At 70.1% G+C, this 16705-nt stretch carries 16 protein-coding genes and 1 pseudogene; 2 read left to right on the plus strand and 15 right to left on the minus strand.

From position 1 onward, the window contains the following. Window positions 1-11: 11 nt before the first annotated feature. The 3 genes from ACIPSJ_RS05645 to ACIPSJ_RS05655 form a co-directional block, all read right to left on the minus strand. Window positions 12-1925 (minus strand): S53 family peptidase, encoded by a 1914-nt coding sequence (locus ACIPSJ_RS05645; protein WP_359223301.1) that lies wholly within the window; start codon window positions 1923-1925, stop codon window positions 12-14. Between the two features lie 324 nt (window positions 1926-2249). Then, a complete protein-coding gene (locus ACIPSJ_RS05650; RefSeq protein WP_401343737.1) occupies window positions 2250-2879 on the minus strand; it encodes a DUF305 domain-containing protein in 630 nt (209 codons plus the stop codon). 1 nt (window position 2880) lies between these two features. After that, window positions 2881-3555 (minus strand): DUF3105 domain-containing protein, encoded by a 675-nt coding sequence (locus ACIPSJ_RS05655; protein ID WP_401343740.1) that lies wholly within the window; start codon window positions 3553-3555, stop codon window positions 2881-2883. A 169-nt stretch (window positions 3556-3724) separates the two neighbouring features. Between ACIPSJ_RS05655 and ACIPSJ_RS05660 the strand changes: the two genes are divergently transcribed. Next, window positions 3725-4180, plus strand: a complete 456-nt coding sequence (locus ACIPSJ_RS05660) for an Rrf2 family transcriptional regulator (protein ID WP_355718825.1) — start codon at window positions 3725-3727, stop codon at window positions 4178-4180. An 88-nt stretch (window positions 4181-4268) separates the two neighbouring features. On the opposite strand, the gene ACIPSJ_RS05665 is transcribed toward ACIPSJ_RS05660, so the two are convergent. Beyond that, entirely contained in the window at window positions 4269-5435 is a 1167-nt protein-coding gene (locus tag ACIPSJ_RS05665; protein ID WP_401343743.1) for a globin domain-containing protein, read from the minus strand. A gap of 319 nt (window positions 5436-5754) precedes the next feature. Here ACIPSJ_RS05665 and glnA point away from each other — a divergent pair, with 319 nt between their 5' ends. Then, window positions 5755-7116 (plus strand): type I glutamate--ammonia ligase, encoded by a 1362-nt coding sequence (glnA, locus tag ACIPSJ_RS05670; RefSeq protein ID WP_355718820.1) that lies wholly within the window; start codon window positions 5755-5757, stop codon window positions 7114-7116. A 75-nt stretch (window positions 7117-7191) separates the two neighbouring features. On the opposite strand, the gene ACIPSJ_RS05675 is transcribed toward glnA, so the two are convergent. From ACIPSJ_RS05675 to ACIPSJ_RS05725, 11 genes and pseudogenes are all read right to left on the minus strand, one after another. After that, window positions 7192-8460, minus strand: a complete 1269-nt coding sequence (locus tag ACIPSJ_RS05675) for a tyrosine-type recombinase/integrase (protein ID WP_401343746.1) — start codon at window positions 8458-8460, stop codon at window positions 7192-7194. A 75-nt stretch (window positions 8461-8535) separates the two neighbouring features. Then, a complete protein-coding gene (locus tag ACIPSJ_RS05680; protein WP_401343749.1) occupies window positions 8536-8784 on the minus strand; it encodes a helix-turn-helix transcriptional regulator in 249 nt (82 codons plus the stop codon). Window positions 8785-8953: 169 nt separating this feature from the next. Continuing rightward, window positions 8954-10137: pseudogene (locus tag ACIPSJ_RS05685) on the minus strand (DUF3631 domain-containing protein). After that, window positions 10134-10484, minus strand: a complete 351-nt coding sequence (locus tag ACIPSJ_RS05690; RefSeq protein WP_401343752.1) for a hypothetical protein — start codon at window positions 10482-10484, stop codon at window positions 10134-10136. The pseudogene ACIPSJ_RS05685 and the gene ACIPSJ_RS05690 overlap by 4 nt, the downstream one beginning before the upstream one ends. Beyond that, complete coding sequence (locus ACIPSJ_RS05695) at window positions 10481-11371, minus strand: bifunctional DNA primase/polymerase (protein ID WP_401343755.1); 891 nt, start codon at window positions 11369-11371, stop codon at window positions 10481-10483. Before ACIPSJ_RS05695 ends, ACIPSJ_RS05690 begins: the two co-directional genes overlap by 4 nt. Then, window positions 11368-12486, minus strand: coding sequence for a DNA cytosine methyltransferase (locus tag ACIPSJ_RS05700; RefSeq protein ID WP_401344586.1), 1119 nt, complete (start codon window positions 12484-12486; stop codon window positions 11368-11370). Before ACIPSJ_RS05700 ends, ACIPSJ_RS05695 begins: the two co-directional genes overlap by 4 nt. A 228-nt stretch (window positions 12487-12714) precedes the next feature. Next, window positions 12715-13179, minus strand: a complete 465-nt coding sequence (locus tag ACIPSJ_RS05705) for a hypothetical protein (protein WP_401343758.1) — start codon at window positions 13177-13179, stop codon at window positions 12715-12717. A gap of 11 nt (window positions 13180-13190) precedes the next feature. Continuing rightward, on the minus strand, window positions 13191-13385 hold the full coding sequence (locus tag ACIPSJ_RS05710; protein ID WP_401343761.1) for a hypothetical protein: 195 nt from the start codon (window positions 13383-13385) through the stop codon (window positions 13191-13193). 152 nt (window positions 13386-13537) lie between these two features. Further along, window positions 13538-13789, minus strand: a complete 252-nt coding sequence (locus ACIPSJ_RS05715) for a hypothetical protein (protein ID WP_401343764.1) — start codon at window positions 13787-13789, stop codon at window positions 13538-13540. A gap of 141 nt (window positions 13790-13930) precedes the next feature. Further along, window positions 13931-16210 carry a cell division protein FtsK gene (locus tag ACIPSJ_RS05720; RefSeq protein ID WP_401343767.1) on the minus strand — a complete coding sequence of 760 codons (2280 nt, stop codon included), beginning with the start codon at window positions 16208-16210 and terminating at the stop codon, window positions 13931-13933. 80 nt (window positions 16211-16290) lie between these two features. Next, window positions 16291-16617: a hypothetical protein gene (locus ACIPSJ_RS05725; protein ID WP_401343770.1), complete on the minus strand. Its 327-nt coding sequence runs from the start codon at window positions 16615-16617 to the stop codon at window positions 16291-16293. Window positions 16618-16705: the final 88 nt, after the last annotated feature.

Below are 16705 nucleotides of genomic sequence, written 5' to 3' on the forward strand. Positions count from 1 at the left end.
CGTTCAGCGGGTCAGTGCTTGGTGTTGCGGTACGAGGTGACGTAGCCGCCGGCCGGGGTGCCGACGCCGGTGACGTCGTCGTAGCCCTTGACCGCGGACAGGGAGCTGTCCTTGCCGAGGCTGCGGACCGAGGTCAGCAGGCCGTCGGTGGCGTCGTAGCCGTTGGCGAAGTCGACGCGGGCGACGGCGAGGCCGGAGCCGGTCGGGTTGTCGGTGACGTCGTGGTAGGCCTTGGTGCCGTACTTGGAGTAGATCAGCGGGTTGGCGAAGCCGATCGCCTTCCCGCCGCGCGCCTCCTGGGCCAGGGCCTGGACCGCGGCGATGACCGGCGCGGCCAGCGAGGTGCCGCCGATGCGGTACTCGCTGTACGCCTCGGTGCCGTCTGCCTGGGTCTGGGTCTGGCCGACCTTGAAGCCCGTGTTGGGGTCGGCGATCGCCGAGATGTCCGGGACCACGCGGTTGCCGGTGGTGCTGTTGGCCTTCGCGAGGGAGTCCGGGACGACACCCTTCTGGTAGTACGGCTCGGTCACCGTCTTGCTGGTGCCGCCGCCCGCGCCCGAGGTGAACGCGCCGGGGAAGTTGGTCCAGCTCTTGCCGTCGGTGGACAGCGAGGCCTTCTCGGTGCCCCAGCCGGTCTCCCACAGGTACTTGTCGCCCTTGCCGACGGCCAGCGAGGTACCGCCGACCGCCGTCACCCAGGCGGAGTTGGCCGGGGTGTCGACCTGCTTCGTACCGGTGTTGGCGACCTCGTCGCCGTTGTCGCCGGAGGAGAAGTAGAAGCCGATGCCCTGCACCGCGCCCAGCTGGAAGACCTGGTCGTAGGCGGCCGCGACGTCCGGGGTCTCGTTGGCCTCGATGTCGCCCCAGGAGTTGGAGACGATGTCGGCCAGGTGGTTGTCGACCACCTTGCCGAGGGCGTCGAGGAGGTCGTTGTCCATGCAGGACGCGGCGCCCACATAGGTGACGTCGGCGTCCGGCGCGACCGCGTGCACGGCCTCGACGTCGAGGGTCTCCTCGCCGTACCAGCCGGAGGCGTCGCACTCGTCGGCACCGGTGTTGGTGTAGTTCGCCGGGAGCACCTGGTGCAGCTGGCTGGTCTTCCAGGCCGCGTCGCCGTGCGCCTTGGCGTAGGTGCCGGCGTCGTAGGCGATGGTCGGCGAGGCGAACGCGTCGGTGATCGCGACGCGCACGTGCTTGCCGGTGTAGGAGCCGGCGCCGTAGGCGGCGCGCAGCTGCTTGCCGGTGTAGCCCTGGACGGCGTACGGGATCTTCGAGCCGTACGCGCTCGGCAGCGAGGTCGCGACGTTCGAGCCGTAGTACGACGAGAACGGCCCGGAGTTCTTGAACACGCCGGCCGGGGGAGGCAGCGTGTCGTCGTGGGTCGCCTTGTGCGGCGCGTTGTCCAGGCCGGTGACGGTCAGGACGGCGGAGCTGACGGAGGCCGGCACCGACGCGGTCTTCGCCGGGGCGCGGTACGTCTTCGAGCCCTTGGCGTAGTTGTGCAGCTGGGTGCCGAACGCCTGCTCGGCGGCGGAGACGTCACCGGAGACGGCGATGTAGTGCTGGGTGACCTCGGTGACCGTCAGGCCGGACGCGGTCAGCCAGGACTTGACGGCCTTCACCTGGGCCTTGGTGGCGCCGTAGCGGGCCTGCACCTGCTTGGCGCTGAGGTACTTGCCGTACAGCGGCGAGCTCGGGTCGGACACCGCCTTCGCGTAGGCCGCGAGGCCCTTGGCATCCTGGCCGGCCAGGTAGACCCGGGCCTTGACCTGCGCGCCGTTGTTGGTGGCGCCCTTGTCCGCCTTGGCCGTGGCCCACGTGGGCTTGGTGCCCTTGAGGGTGTCACGGGCCGGGTTGTCCGCGGCGTGCGCCGCGGGTATGCCGAGCGCGAGCGCGCCGGCGATCATCGGCAGTGTCGCTGCCATGCTCACGCTGGCCCGCACCTTGGCACGGTTGGATCTCATACTGCCCCCTGCTATGCGGTTCGTCGCATGGAGTGGTCGGTCGCGCGTGATCACCAGGAGGCCAGCGGCGGAACGGCCCGTGAATCGATCACGCGGTGGACGTCACTCTTTCGGTGAACTGTTCATGCCAGGGGAATGAAAGAGCCAAGGAAACCCCAAGTGGACGTTTATTGGGGGTCTTTGGCCGGTTTTCGGTCGCGCGCCGAACGTTACGGATTGATTGCGATTGTCGGCAGACCCTTGCGGTGCCGTTAAGTCGACAAATCCCCCTGCTTGTACGCCCGTTCAGTCGCGCGGCTTCGCGCCCCGCTCCTTCAGCATCTGCTTCATCGTCGCCAGCTCCGACTGCTGCGCGTCCACCATGCCCTGCGCGAGGTTCTTCTCCACCTCGACGGTGCACTTGGCCACGCACCCCTCGGCCATGTGGATGCCGCCCTTGTGGTGGTCCGTCATCAGTTGCAGGTAGAAGATCTCCGCCTGCTTGCCGTTCAGGGTCCCGAGCTTCTTCAGCTCCGTGTCGGTCGCCATGCCCGGCATCAGCGAACCGTCCCCGCGCTCGGGCATGTCCCCCATGCCCATCCAGGACATCGGCGGCTTCGCCGACACCTTCGGCAGGTCCCACAGGTCCAGCCAGCCCAGCAGCATGCCCCGCTGGTTGGCCTGCGTCTGCGCGATGTCGTAGGCGAGCCGCCGTACGTCCGTGTTCGTCGTGCGGTCGCGGACGATGTACGACATCTCCACGGCCTGCTGGTGGTGGACCGCCATGTCCCGCGCGAACCCCGCGTCCGCCCCGTCCGCGCTCGGCACGTCCTGGCCGGAGCCGCCGCCGTCCTCGGCGACCGCGTAGGTGATCGCACCGGCCGCGACCAGCACGGCCGCCGTGGTCCCGGCGATCCAGCCGATGTGCTTCTTCACGTCACATCGTCCCGCCGGTGCAGGAGGCGCCCGGCTCCGGGGTCTGCTTGCCCTGCACGTACGTCTCGAAGAACTTCGCGACCTTCGGGTCGTCGGCGCTCGTCACGCTCAGCTGGTGGCCCCACGCCGACAGCTCGATCGGGGAGGTCTGGTTCGTGTACGGGCTCATCAGCGAGTACGGCGTCTGCCTCACCTTCGCCGCCAGCGTGTCCACGTCCGACTTCTTCGCCTTGTCGGTGTACGTCACCCAGACCGCGCCGTGTTCGAGCGCGTGCACGGCGTTCTCGTCCTTCACGGCCTTGGTGTAGACGTTGCCGTTGCAGTTGAGCCACACCGGGTTGTGGTTGCCGCCGACCGGCGGGTGCATCGGGTACTTCACGGTCCCCGCGACATGGGTGCGGGAGAGCTTGCCCGACCAGGTCCGCACGCCGTCGCTGCCGGTGGTGAAGTGCCCGGAGTCCCCGGAGCTGCCCTTCGCGTCACTGGAGCTGTCGCTCTTGTCCGACTGCGAGTTGACGAGCACCACACCGCCGACGACGAGACCGGCCACGACCACGACGCTCGCGCCGATCGTCAGCATCCGGTTGCGCCGCTCACGGGCCTGCTCCGCGCGGCGCATCTGCTCTATGCGCGCCTTGCGTTCGGCACTGGCGGCCTTGTTCTTCGCGGAACCCATGGGATGTGTCCTTCTGGGGGAAAGGGACGTGGACGGTGGGGCTCGCTGATCGTAATGGGGGAGATGGGGCCAGTCGTAGGGAGGGCACAGGAAAGAGCTGGAAAGACCTGCGAATCGACAGGAAACCGATAATTTGAATCACGGATGCGCATTACCTACGCTGGCCGTCATGAGGCTGTTGCGCTCCACCGACCTGGCTCTGCGTCTCCTGATGCGGCTCGCCGTAGCGGGCGAGTCCAGCCCGACGACCCGCGAGGTCGCGGCGGACATGGACGTGCCGTACACGCACGCCGCGAAGGTGGTCGCCGAACTGCAGCACCTCGGGCTGGTCGACGCCCGGCGCGGCCGGGGCGGCGGGCTCACGCTGACCGGGAAGGGGCGTACGGCCTCGGTGGGGGCGCTGGTGCGGAGGTTCGAGGGGGACGGTGACGTCGTCGACTGCGACGGCACCGCGACCAGCGTCACGCCCTGCCCGCTCAGCTCGGCGTGCCGGTTGCGCGGGGCGCTGCGGCGGGCCCAGGAGGCGTTCTTCGCCTCGCTGGACCCGGTGACGGTGGCGGACATGGTGGGGGAGCCGACGGGGGCTCTGCTGCTCGGTATTTCCAGGCGGCCGGGGTTGGTCTAGCGCCTAGGGGGGTGCGGCGGTCTGCTGTGCGCGACTGCGGGTGCGATGTGGCTGGTCGCGCAGTTCCCCGCGCCCCTTTCGGGGGCGTTCAAGCGGACGCCAGCCAGAGGTCCGGGCCGAAGACCTCGTAGTGGATGTCGGCCGGGGAGACGCCCTTTTCGATCAGCTGGGTGCGGACCGCGCGCATGAAGGGGAGGGGGCCGCACAGGTACGCGCGGGTGCCGGGTGCGATGTCGATGCCGGTGAGGTCGACCAGGCCGGTCCGTGTCCCCGGCTCGGCGTCGCGCTCGTAGAAGAGGTGGACGGCGGCGTCCGGGAGCTTCGCGGCGTAGGTGTCGTGGTCCGCGCGCAGGGCGTGGTCCGCGGGGGAGCGGTCGCCGTGCACGACCGTCACCGGGGCGTCGTGACCGTCGGCCGCGAGCGCGGCCAGCATCGCGACCATGGGGGTCACGCCGATGCCGGCGGAGGCGAGCAGCAGGGGGCGGTCGCCGCCGTCCTCGATGACGAGGTCGCCGTACGGCTCCGACAGCTCCACGACGTCACCTTCGCGCACGTGCGCGTGCAGGTGCCGGGAGACCTCGCCGTCCGCCTTGACGCTGAACTGGCGGACCGACTCGCCCGGCGCGCCGGAGAGGCTGTACTGGCGTATCTGGCGGGCGCCGTCGGGAAGGGTGACGCCCACGGAGACGTACTGCCCGGCGCGGAAGCCGCGCACCGCCGCCCCGCCGTCCGCCGGCCGCACTCGGAAGGTCACGACGTCGGCGGTCTCCGGGACCCGCTCCACGACCTCCCACGGCTGGAGCCCGGCCGCGCCGCTCTCCTCGTACAGCCGCTTCTCGATCGCGATGAGCGCGTTCGCCATCAGCCAGTAGACCTCGTCCCAGGCGGCCGCGACCTCGGGGGTGACGGCCTCGCCGAGCACCTCGACGATGGCGGCGAAGAGGTGCTCGTGGACGACGTCGTACTGCTCGGGGGCGACCCCGAGGGAGGCGTGCTTGTGGGCGATGCGCCCGAGCATCGCGTCGGGCCGCTGGTCCGGATGGTCCAGCAGGTGCGCGGCGAACGCGGCGATGGAGCCGGCGAGCGCCTGCCGCTGGGTGCCGGCGGCCTGGTTGCCGCGGTTGAAGAGGTTCTTCAGCAGGTCGGGGTGGGCGGCGAAGAGCCGGGCGTAGAAACGCTCGGTGATCTCGCCGATGGCCGCGCCGACGGCGGGAAGGCTGGCGCGGACGGTGGCTGCGGACGGCTCGGACAGCATCGGGGCTCCTTGTGGCTCGACCGAACGGCTCGGCTGGTGTCCACGCTATTAAAACTTGCATCTGAGATTCAAATTTAAGAGCCGTGGCGTCCGTCACCAGGAACCGGGATCGGCCATTACGGATGTCGCCGCGAGCAGGCAAGATGGGCGGCAGAGCAGTACACCTGCCGTATGGGAGCCGTTCAGGCCGAGGACGCCGGTGCGATCAAGGTCCGCAACGCGCATGAAATGCTGTTGTGGTGTGATGCTCGGGTGCCCGACCGCTCTCCCGTGGGACCGGGAGCAGGCGGCCTGACCAGCAAGGATGGGGAAGCGGAAGATGGACAAGCAGCAGGAGTTCGTGCTCCGGACCTTGGAGGAGCGCGACATCCGGTTCGTACGCCTGTGGTTCACGGACGTGCTGGGCTTCCTCAAGTCCGTCGCCGTGGCCCCGGCCGAACTGGAACAGGCCTTCGACGAGGGCATCGGTTTCGACGGCTCGGCGATCGAGGGCTTCGCCCGGGTCTACGAGTCCGACATGATCGCCAAGCCCGACCCGTCCACCTTCCAGGTGCTGCCGTGGCGCGCCGAGGCCCCCGGCACGGCCCGGATGTTCTGCGACATCCTGATGCCCGACGGCTCGCCGTCCTTCGCGGACCCGCGGTACGTCCTCAAGCGCGCCCTGGCCCGCACCTCGGACCTCGGCTTCACCTTCTACACCCACCCCGAGATCGAGTTCTTCCTCCTGAAGGACCGCCCGCTCGACGGCTCGCGCCCCACCCCCGCCGACAACTCCGGCTACTTCGACCACACCCCGCAGAACATCGGCATGGACTTCCGCCGCCAGGCGATCACCATGCTGGAGTCGATGGGCATCTCGGTCGAGTTCTCGCACCACGAGGGCGCGCCGGGCCAGCAGGAGATCGACCTGCGGTACGCGGACGCGCTCTCCACGGCCGACAACATCATGACGTTCCGGCTGGTCATGAAGCAGGTGGCGCTGGAGCAGGGCGTCCAGGCGACGTTCATGCCCAAGCCGTTCTCCGAGCACCCGGGCTCGGGCATGCACACCCACCTCTCCCTCTTCGAGGGCGACCGCAACGCCTTCTACGAGTCGGGCGCGGAGTTCCAGCTCTCCAAGGTCGGCCGGTCCTTCATCGCGGGCCTGCTGAAGCACGCCGCCGAGATCTCGGCGGTCACCAACCAGTGGGTGAACTCCTACAAGCGCATCTGGGGCGGCTCCGAGCGCACGGCGGGCGCCGGCGGCGAGGCCCCCTCGTACATCTGCTGGGGCCACAACAACCGCAGCGCGCTGGTCCGCGTCCCGATGTACAAGCCCGGCAAGACCGGCTCGGCCCGCGTCGAGGTCCGCTCCATCGACTCCGGCGCCAACCCGTACCTGGCCTACGCCCTCCTCCTCGCCTCCGGCCTCAAGGGCATCGAAGAGGGCTACGAGCTCCCGCCGGGCGCCGAGGACGACGTCTGGGCCCTCTCCGACGCCGAACGCCGCGCCATGGGCATCGAGCCCCTCCCGCAGAACCTCGGCGAGGCCCTCACCCTCATGGAGCGCAGCGACCTGGTCGCCGAGACGCTCGGCGAGCACGTCTTCGACTTCTTCCTGCGCAACAAGAAGCAGGAGTGGGAGGAGTACCGCTCCGAGGTCACCGCCTTCGAACTGCGCAAGAACCTGCCGGTGCTGTAGTCGCAGGTCAGAGCGGGTTTCTCGCCGATTGAACGAGTGGGGCCGACGGCCGCGTACCGTCGGCCTCACCCTGTCTTACTGCCCCTGGGCCGTCTGTGGGCCGTCCGGCGCCGGATCGGCCACCCCGTACAGGCGGTCCACGGCCATGCGGGCGCGCGCATCGCTGTTCGGCATGAGGTGGGTGTACACCCGGAGAGTGAACCCCGGATCGTTGTGCCCCAGGTAGCGGCTCAGCGCTTTGACGTTCTCCCCGGCGTTCAAGAGGACCGACGCGTAGAAGTGCCTCAGGGCGTGCATGCCGTGTTCGCGGGCGGCCTGGTGACGCTCGCCCGGCTTCGGCTTCGGTATCACCCCGGCCGCGACGAGAGCGGGCTTCCAGGCGCGGTCGTTGAAGTCGGTTCGCCGTACCGCGCCGGCGCCGTCAAGGCGGGCGAACAGCAGCCGTCGCGTCACCAGGCGGCCGTCCTTCCGGAGCCACGGCAGGGTGACCGAGACTGGCGGAAACGCCTTCATGTGGCTCTGGAGGACGTCCGCCACTCGACCGGACAGGGGAACGTCACGGAGTTTGTTCCGCTTCGGTGGACCGAACACGAGCCCCCCGGTCGTCACCTTGACCTGGTTCACGATGTGCAGCCATCCGGAATCGAAGTCGATTTCGTCGACGGGTAGCCCGAAGATCTCGCCTTGCCGAAGGCCGCATCCCGCCCCGAGGTCGACCGCCGCGCGGAAGCGCTCCGGCAGTGCCTCCCGGATGCCGAAGACACGGTCAGCCGTCCACGGCACTACCCGGCCGGTTCCTGGGGCAGGAGGGCGTACGGACTGCGCGTGGCACGGGTTCTTCAACAGGTGGCCGTCGTCAACGGCCGCATTGAGGATCGTCGACACGTTGTTGTAGATCACCCGTCGGTACGACGACGCGGGTACGGCCCGTTCCAACGCACTCAGCCAGTCCCGGATGTGTTCCGGCTTGAAGGACCCGAGGGGGCGCGTCCCGATGTAGGGGATCGCGTGACCGCGAACCGATGAGGTCACCGTCTCGCGGGTGGTCAGGTCGGTGGTCTGGGTGCTCAGCCACTTCTCGGCGTACTGCCCGAACGTCGTTCGGCTGGCGGCCGGGTCCACGTAGGTGCCGCTGTCCATGTCGGCTTCCGTCTTCGTGAGCCACTTCTCGGCGAGCCGCTTCTGACCGTCGGGGTAGCTCTTGGACTTCTCGGTGCCGTCAGGACCGATGTACCGGGCCCGGTAGCGTAGACCGGTGCCGTAGCGGTCGCTCCTGACCTTGACCTCCTTCCCGTTTGCGTCCTTCTCGGTCTTGTACCAGCGGTCTTGGATGTGGCCAGCCATATGGCGGCGGTCCTCTCTCGACGCACAGCAGGGAGAGCCGGAGCGGGCTCTCCCTGCTGTGCGGTAGTGGCTCGGCTATGCGGCTTCTTGATCGGCGTTCTTGCGCTGGACGATGTAGGCGCGGACGTCGGCGGGGTCGTAGCGGACGTACTTGCCTATGCGGAATCCAGGGGGACCTGTGCGTTTCTTCCGCCACTGGTAGACGGTCTCTTTCGGTACCTCGAACATTTCGGCGATGTCGTCGGGGGTGAGGTACCGGTCAGGGAGCCCGCCGCGAAGGGTGGAATCAATGAGGGACGGGATGCGGGCTGTATCCGGTCGCATGACTCTCCTTGTCGCCCGTTGGGGTGCACCCCTTCTGGGAAGTCCGCTACATCCGCTACGCCGCTACATCGCAGGTCAGCGGGGGTTTTTGTGTAGCGGACGTGCGGGATGTAGCGGCTACGGCGCTGTGCGGGGGTGTGGCCGTAGCCGCTACATCGGGTGCCTGCCGCTACAGGAAATGTGCCTTTGACCTGGGGTGTAGCGGCTGTAGCGGCTGTAGCGGACCTACGGGGACGGCGGCGGGCAGTAGCGGGCCCACGCGTCTTCGAGGTCTTCGCTGTAGTAGCCCTTGAGGACCCCGCCGGCCGTGCGGATGTTCCGGGAGGCGACGGGGGTTCCCTCCGCGGTGACGTACTGGGCGAGCATCTTCGACAGGCGCCGGTTGTCGAGCGCCTTGCCGTCGAGGTCGGCCCACGGGGCGTCGTCGAGGGCGTTGAGCCGGTCGAGGACGGCGATGGTGGGCAGCCGGTCGACGCCCACCATCACGTGGTCGCGCAGGTCGGTGAGCAGGCGGATGCCGATGCTGCCCTTGTCGTTGGCCTGGGAGGCCTTGACCAGTTCGGTGCAGGCTTCGCGGGCGCGCCGGGGCCAGTTGCCCCCGACGGCGTCCGCGACGGCGAGCAGCGGTTCCCACACGTCCGCCGGCCGGTCGGTGACACCTTCGGGCATCTCCGGCCACGCGCCCATGACGAACCCGCCGGCGGCTTCGGCCCATGCGGCGAGCCGGTCGCGCAGGGCGAAGCCCTCCTTCTCGTGGATGCGGGAGCGGTAGGGCTCCGCCTTCTCGTTCCGGGCTCGCCGGCGCATGCGGATGATGACCGAGCGGGTCAGGATCGTGTCGGGCAGGGAGCCGAGACCGGCGACGGCGACGGCGGTGTAGGAGGGGAAGGCCTGCACGGTCTGGTTGGCGCCGTCGCCGACGCACCGGTACATCGGCTTGCCGCGTCGGTGTCCGGCGTTGATGAACCCGCGGAGCTGTTCGTTCTCTCCGGCCTTGGGGCCGAAGATGGTGTCGATCTCGTCGAACAGGATCGTGGGCCGCTTGCCGTCGACCCCGGAGACCGCGCGGAACAGGGCGGCGGCGGACGCGTCGACCGCGGCCATGGGGTTGGGCACGAGGGTTTCCACGATCTCCAGCGCCCGTGACTTCCCGGAGCCGGGTTCGGGGCTGAGGAAGGCGAGGCGGGGGGTGGACTCGAAGCAGTCGAGCAGGTGAGCGTGCGCGTCCCACAGGGTGACGGCGACGTAGGCGGCCTCGGTGGGGAAGACGTTGAAGCGCCGGTGGAAGGCTTCCACCTCGTTGAGGAGCGCGGCGCCGTCGATGGTGGGCGGGGCGGGGGTCTGGTCGGTCATGCGGCCCGTCCTTCCTGGGAGTTGCGCAACAGGCAGGTGGTGCGGTGCGCGTCGTGATCAGCGGCGAGCGCGAGCACGCGGCGGATGCCGACGGCGGAGCGGTCGCGTCCGCACGCGCACCATGACGTGGCCGTGGGGATGGCGCCGTGACCAGGCGCGTTGATGTGCAGCCACGCGATGGGGCGGCGCCCGTCGTCGCCGTGCGGGTCAGTACCAAGAGCACTTCGGACGCCTTCGGCGACACTCTTCGGGACGCCCACGGCCGGTGCGGGCGCGGCGAGTTCGGCGACCTGCGCCCCGTTGGCGGGGGGTTGGCCTTCCAAGGGGGCGCGGGCGGGGGCGTTCATGCCGCCTCCCGGGGCCGGGCCTTGCGGATGGAGCTGTCCAGGGCGCTGCGGATCGTGGCGCGGCACTCGGCCGCGGTGAGCCCCCGCGCCTGGCCCGCCCCTTGGAAGGCCTCTTCGACCACGTGCCGGGGGATGTCGCCCCATGCGACGAAGCGCCCCACCTTGAAGGCGCACCGGTTGAGGATGGTGTTGCGCTGCTTGTCCGGTGCCGCGGATACGACGGCGCACTCGGCTTCGAGTGCGGACAGGGCCGCGCGGCTCCCGTCGACCGCAGGGAGCCTCAGCGGCCCCATAGAGCGCGCAGGGGAGGGTTTCAGGATGGTTTGTAGCCATTCGGGCAGCGGGGCCGCCACAGGGCCGCTCACGGCTTCGTACGGTCCGGTGTCGGTGGTGCTGCCCGCGGCGACGACGTAGCCGCCCCATGCGCGGGTGTCGACCAACTCGCCGATGGTTCCTGCCGTGTTGGCCAGCCGGGCGCCGTCGGGGGCGGTGAAGTACAGGTGCGTGCCGCCGCTCGCGGTCCGCACCCGGTAGGTGTCCGGGACGGCGTGTCCGGCGCGCTCGCAGAGCGCCTCAAAGGTCGTCGCGCCGTTAGGCGCGTCCGCACTGCTGTTGGTCTTGGGCATGTCGAGGTCGACGACGACCAGCCCGGACGGGCCCGTGGCGATGCCGATGTTGAACGTGCCGGCCGACCAGGCGGCGCGGATGCGGGCGGGGTCGGTGGTGGCGCGCTGCTCCCACTTCGCGTGCCCGTCGGCGCAGTGGCCGGTGCGGGGGCAGATGGCTTCCCCGTGCAGCGCGGGGCGCTTGGTTCCCGGGCGCAGGGGGAAGACGTGCCAGCCGCGGGCGGCCGCGTCGAGGGCGGACCGCAACAGGTGCTCGCTCATGCCGCCGTCCTCAAGGCCGGTCGAACCGGGATGCCGGTTGGCACGGAGACGATGTGTGCGGCGAGCAGTGGCGGCACAGCGTTGCCTATCTGCTCGAACTGCTTGGTCTTGGTGCCGTGGAACGGGTAGTCCGGCCGGAATGACTGGAGTACAGCCGCCTCGGCGACGGTGATGCGGACGGTGTCGGGGCTGGCGAACTGGGACTCGCCGCCCGTCTCACGGTTGCGGTGGCCGGGCGGGGCGATCCGGCCGGTAGCACAGACCGTGGTGGCGGGGCGCTTCAGCACCCACTGGCCGCCCGCCTTCGCGGTAAACGCCGGGGCGGGCGCGCCATGCGGGTCAGTGGTCTGCCGACTGCCGTCGGGCTGCTGATTGCGGTTGGTGTGCAGCACCCACGCCCCCCTGCCCTGCGCGTCAAGGAGCGCCTGCCGCGCCTGAGACGGGAAGGGTTCGGCACCGCCTGTCTTGCCGCCGCCTGCCGTGACGGTGGGGGCGACGCGGTCGGTGGCGCCCCAGCCGAGGGCGTCCGCCATGGACACCCACGGCTGGAGGCAGTCACCGAACAGGTCGCGCGCCGGGTCCTTGGCGTGCGTGGGCGCGGGCGCCGTCACGGGCCGCATGCGGGACGCGATCAGGATGGCCCGCTTCCGGGTCTGCGGCACCCCGAAGTCGGCGGCGTTGAGGACACCGCACCAGGTGCTGTAGCCCCACTGCTGGAGGCACAGGGCGTACTGCTTCCATAGCGGGAGGACGTCGGGGACTTCCTCCAGGCACACCCACTCGGGGCGCAGGCCGTGCAGCCAGCGCATCGGCTCAGCGGCGAGCAGGGACCGCGCGTCCTTGCACTGAGCGAGGAGCTCGGCGCGGGAGTCGCGGCCATGGGCGAGGTCGTGAACGGCCTGGTGCACGAGCGCCTGATCGGCGAGCCCGCCGCGCTTCCCGGCACGGGACCAGGCCTGGCACGGCGGCGACGCGATGAGCCCGGTGACGCGGTCTATGAACGGACCGGTCGGGTAGGCGGCCACGTCGGTCTGAATGGTCGCGTGGCCGGCGGCGTGCGCGGTCCTGCACGCCGCGGTGTCCCATTCCAGGCCGATGTCGGCCAGGCCGAGCATGCGCAGGCCCTCTGCCCAGCCACCAGGTCCGCGGAACAGTTCAACGATGCTCTCTGGGTCGCTCCTGGCCGGGAACGCGTCCACAACCCTGAAGGGCCGGGACACGACCGGTACTCGCCGGATGTCGGTCGGTTGGGTCATGCTGGGGGTTCTCCTGGTCTCTTGGAGGGACGGGAGGACCGGGGCGGGCGCAGGCTTGTGGTGAGACGGCGCCCGCCCCGGGCGTAGCTAGCTGTAGAACTTGTTCCGCTTGATGACGGCCTTGCGGATGTTGACCGTGGTCCCGCCCCGGTGGCCGCTCGCGCTGAACACCTGCACGGCCACCCAGCCCCCGAAGATGACGGCGGCGAGGACGATGAGCTGGTGGATGAGCGCGGTAAGTACGGCGATGAACGTGGTCAGCAGGAACAGTCCGCCGCACACCGCGGCGAACCCGATGCCCCCGAGCGCGATGTTCACCGCTGCACGGGAGACGGCCGGCTTGGCGGCGACGGGTTCGGGTTTGGCGGGCTCCATCGCGTAGCCGGTGATGACCCGGCCGTCGGGCAGGATGACGCTCGCCACCGCCGGGATGGCGCCGCGCTGCACGGGCATGAGCGGCGCCGTGTGCGCGGGGGTGACCGGGGTGGGGTGGTGGACTTGCACGGCCGTCGGCACGTGCTCGTCGCGGCCGTACAGGGCGGGTTCGTTCACGGCGTGCCTTCCTAGTTGCCGAGGGCGGACAGGGCGTCGGCGGACGCCTGCACGAGGTTGTGGATGGGCTCGTACGCGCCGGTCCCGGCGGCGAAGAACCCGAACAGGAACAGCACCAGGGCGGCGCCGCCCCCGGCGGACTTGGTCTTGACGGCGAACGCGGACGCGGCGCCGAACAGCAGCACGGCGGAGATGGTCAAGGGCACGGCGAAACTCGCTTTCGGGCGGGGTGGACGGGTGGATACGCTCCGGGCGTCCCGGGTGCTGGCAAGCTCGGGGCGCTGACCGGCGACCGTGCCCGCCTGGCTCCAGCTAGGAGCGGGGTCCGTCTCATGGCGGACGGTCGTCTGTCCTGCGCTCAGGAGGCGCCGGCGCGGTAGATCCGGGCCCACCGGTTGTAGAGCCAGCGGCCGATGCGGATGCGCTTGCCGGTGGCCTGGCAGCGGCGGCAGTCCTTGCCGCGCTTCTGGCGGCCCTTGCGGTCGGTCTTCATCTGGAAGCCCCAGCCGTTGCACTTGCGGCAGTTGCCGAACGGCGAGGCAGCACACACCGCGACGTAACACAGCGTTATACCGAGAATCAGGGTGATAGCGAGCAGGACGGGGGTCATGACGGGCCCTCCGGGGCGGGTTTCAGGGGTTTCCGCAGGTGGGCCGCTATCCGCTAGCGGCCAGATCAGAGTGGGTTTGGGGCGCTAGCGGGGCCGCTAACGTTAGCGGGGTGTGCCGCTAGTGCTAGCGGCCCCGGAGTCTCAGCCCGCGTCCCGCTTTCCGTCACGCTCCGCAATCGCGGTGGTGATGTGGGAGCGGTCGATACCGCGCCGGTTGACGACCTTGCCCTTCACCCGGCGCCCCACCTGGATCGTGGTCACGCCGTGCGGCTTGAGGGCCGCGGCGAGCCCTTCGGGGTCCCAGCCGTCGTAGACCTCCGGCCGCAGTTCGGCGAGCCGGGCGGCGACGGTCTCGGACCATGCCTTGGGCTCGTCGGCCGGCACCACGGCGAGGATGTCGCGCAGCAGGTCGTACGCGCTGGTGACCGGCTCGGGTGCCTCCCCGAGCGCGTGCCCGGACAGGGTTCCGGCTTCCTCGCGCAGGCGGCGGGCGCGGGCGCCGATGGCGTCGGCGCCCTGGCCGTCGACGTAGACGGAGCGCACGATCCGGGCGTCGGAGCCTTCACCGACGAAGTAGTGGATGCCCTTGTCACCCCAGGCGAACATGGTCGCCCGGACCCCGCGCTTGTACGCGGACGTGCCGAGGACCATGTCGTTTTCGAGCTGGCCCATGACCTTCAGGCACCACCGGGCGGACGCGTTCGCGGAGATACCCGTCGGGAGTGCCTTGGCGTCCGGGCGCTGGGTGGCGAGCAGGAGCACGATGCCGGTGGCCGGACCGCGCTTGACCAGGTCGGTGGCGATCTCCTCGAACTCCTTGGCGTGCTCGGGGTGCTCGAACAGCACCTGGCACTCGTCCACCCCGATCACGATCGGGTGCAGACCCAGGGAGCGCTTGTCGGCAAGCTGGCTGGTCACCTTCGACTCCGGGCAGACGTCCCGCGGAAGCGAGCGGATCACCTTGGTACGGCGCCGCAGTTCCTCGCGCAGCGCCCGGAAGTCGTTGAGGCAGTAGGTGATGGACTCGTCGTCGTCGCCCGCGGCGTGCCGGTGGGAGACGGCGTCGCCGACCGGGTCGAGGTCGCCGGTGCCCTTCATGTCGTAGGTGTGCAGTTCCGCCCGCGGGTCCAGGGCCGCGATGAGCAGCAGCAGACGCAGCAGGAACGTCTTGCCCATGCGCGGGATGGCGCCGATCACGCCCGCGATGTACATCAGGGTCGCTTCGACCCAGCGTCCGCGCTGGTCGGTGCCGTAGGCGACCGGCTTGAACAGGTCCACCGAACCCGACTTGAGCAGCGGCCACGTGGGCTGTTTGGCGCGGGACATGTCCTGGTCCCCCACCCACAGCACGAGGTGCCCGGTGTGCTCGTTGGGTACCGCCTCGGGCCACACGCACCCCAGCGGGCGGCGCAGGCCGGAAGCGAGCCGGTCGCGCCGCTCGATGACGTCGGTGACCGTGACGCCGTAGGGGAGGTTGCCCTCCGCACGCCAGCCGGGCCCGTCGCGGGTGATCGGCGCGGTGAACTCGAACCCGTCCCGGCCCTTGCCCTGCGCCTGGTTGATCGCCGGAATCCCCAGCGCGCCGAGAGCGCGCAGCACGATGTCACTGGTGAGCTTGACGGCCTTGGGCAGTTCCACCGCGCGCTGGATGACCGGGGCGTCCGCGCGGCGGCCGGCGAACCCGAGCGCCATCACGACCGTGCCGACGGACACGGCCTGAAGCCAGTCGGGGGCGAGCACGTACAGGGCGAGCGCGGAGCCGAGCCCGACGAACATGCCGAGCACGGCCACCAGGGTGCGCAGCCGGACCCGTCCGTCACGCTGCCGTGACAGCTTCAGGTACTCCGCCGCGTCCTCGCGGCGGACCGCGGCGAGCCGGACCGGTTCGCCCTCGCGGTCGGCCACCCACCGCACCGTGCCGCCCACGAACCGGGCGGCGCCCGTCGGGGCTTGGAGGGTGAGGCGGGCGGCGTAGACCGGGGAGCGCAGGGCGTGATAGCCGACCGAATGGGCGTAGTGGCGGGCCACCCACGCGGCGGCGGTCCGCAGCTCCGCCTTCGACCGCAGCCACGCAGGAACGACCGCACGGCGCTGGGCACCGAGCAGCCGACCGAGGTAGCCCGGACCCGTCGCGGTCGCGGTCGGGGTCGGCTGGTCGACTATCACGCGCGCGGTCGGGTCGCCCGACTCGGCACCCGACCCACCGGCGCCGGAGTCAGCCGACGGGTCGGAGCCGGGTCGGGTGCTCGGGTCGGCCGACTCCGAACGGGCCGACCGCGCCTTGTCGAGGTCGACCACGCGGGAGTCGAGGTCGCGCAACGCTTCGAGGTCACGGCCGTTGTCGACGACATGGATTTCGTCGGCCGTCATCTCGGCTTCGAGCCAGTTGAAGAGTTCCTTGTCGTCGTCGGGGTGCTTCACTGAATGTCCTTCCACTTACGGGTGTGAGGGAGAGCGGGTCCGGCCGTCGCTGTAGGAGGTGGGCGGCCGGGTCCGTCTGCTTACATGCCGGGCGGGAGTGCGCTGCCCGTGGGGAACTCGAAGACAGTGACCAGGACTTCAAGGCCGAGGTCGTCGGCGTAGGCGACGCGGGTGTAGACGGCCGTGAACGGGCTGCCGTCCCGGGCGGTGGTCGGGTAGGTGCGGACGTCGTGTCCCCATGCCCGGCGTCGGCTGATCGTGAAGCGGGCGTGGGACGCCGGGATCACGCCGTGGACGCCGAACTTGCTGCCTGACAGGCAGACGAACCGTGCCGAGTCGGCGGGAAGCGGCTGATGGAGCGAGCCGCCCGAGCCGCGGAACAGATCAGTGATCCATTTCAGGCTCACGCCTGTACTCCTTCAGAGGAATGGGCAGGAGGCAGGGTCCGGCCGTCGCTGGGGGAGGTGACGGACGGGCACCGCCGGTTGGTGATGT

The organism is Streptomyces sp. NPDC090088, from assembly GCF_044747345.1.
Classification (GTDB): domain Bacteria; phylum Actinomycetota; class Actinomycetes; order Streptomycetales; family Streptomycetaceae; genus Streptomyces.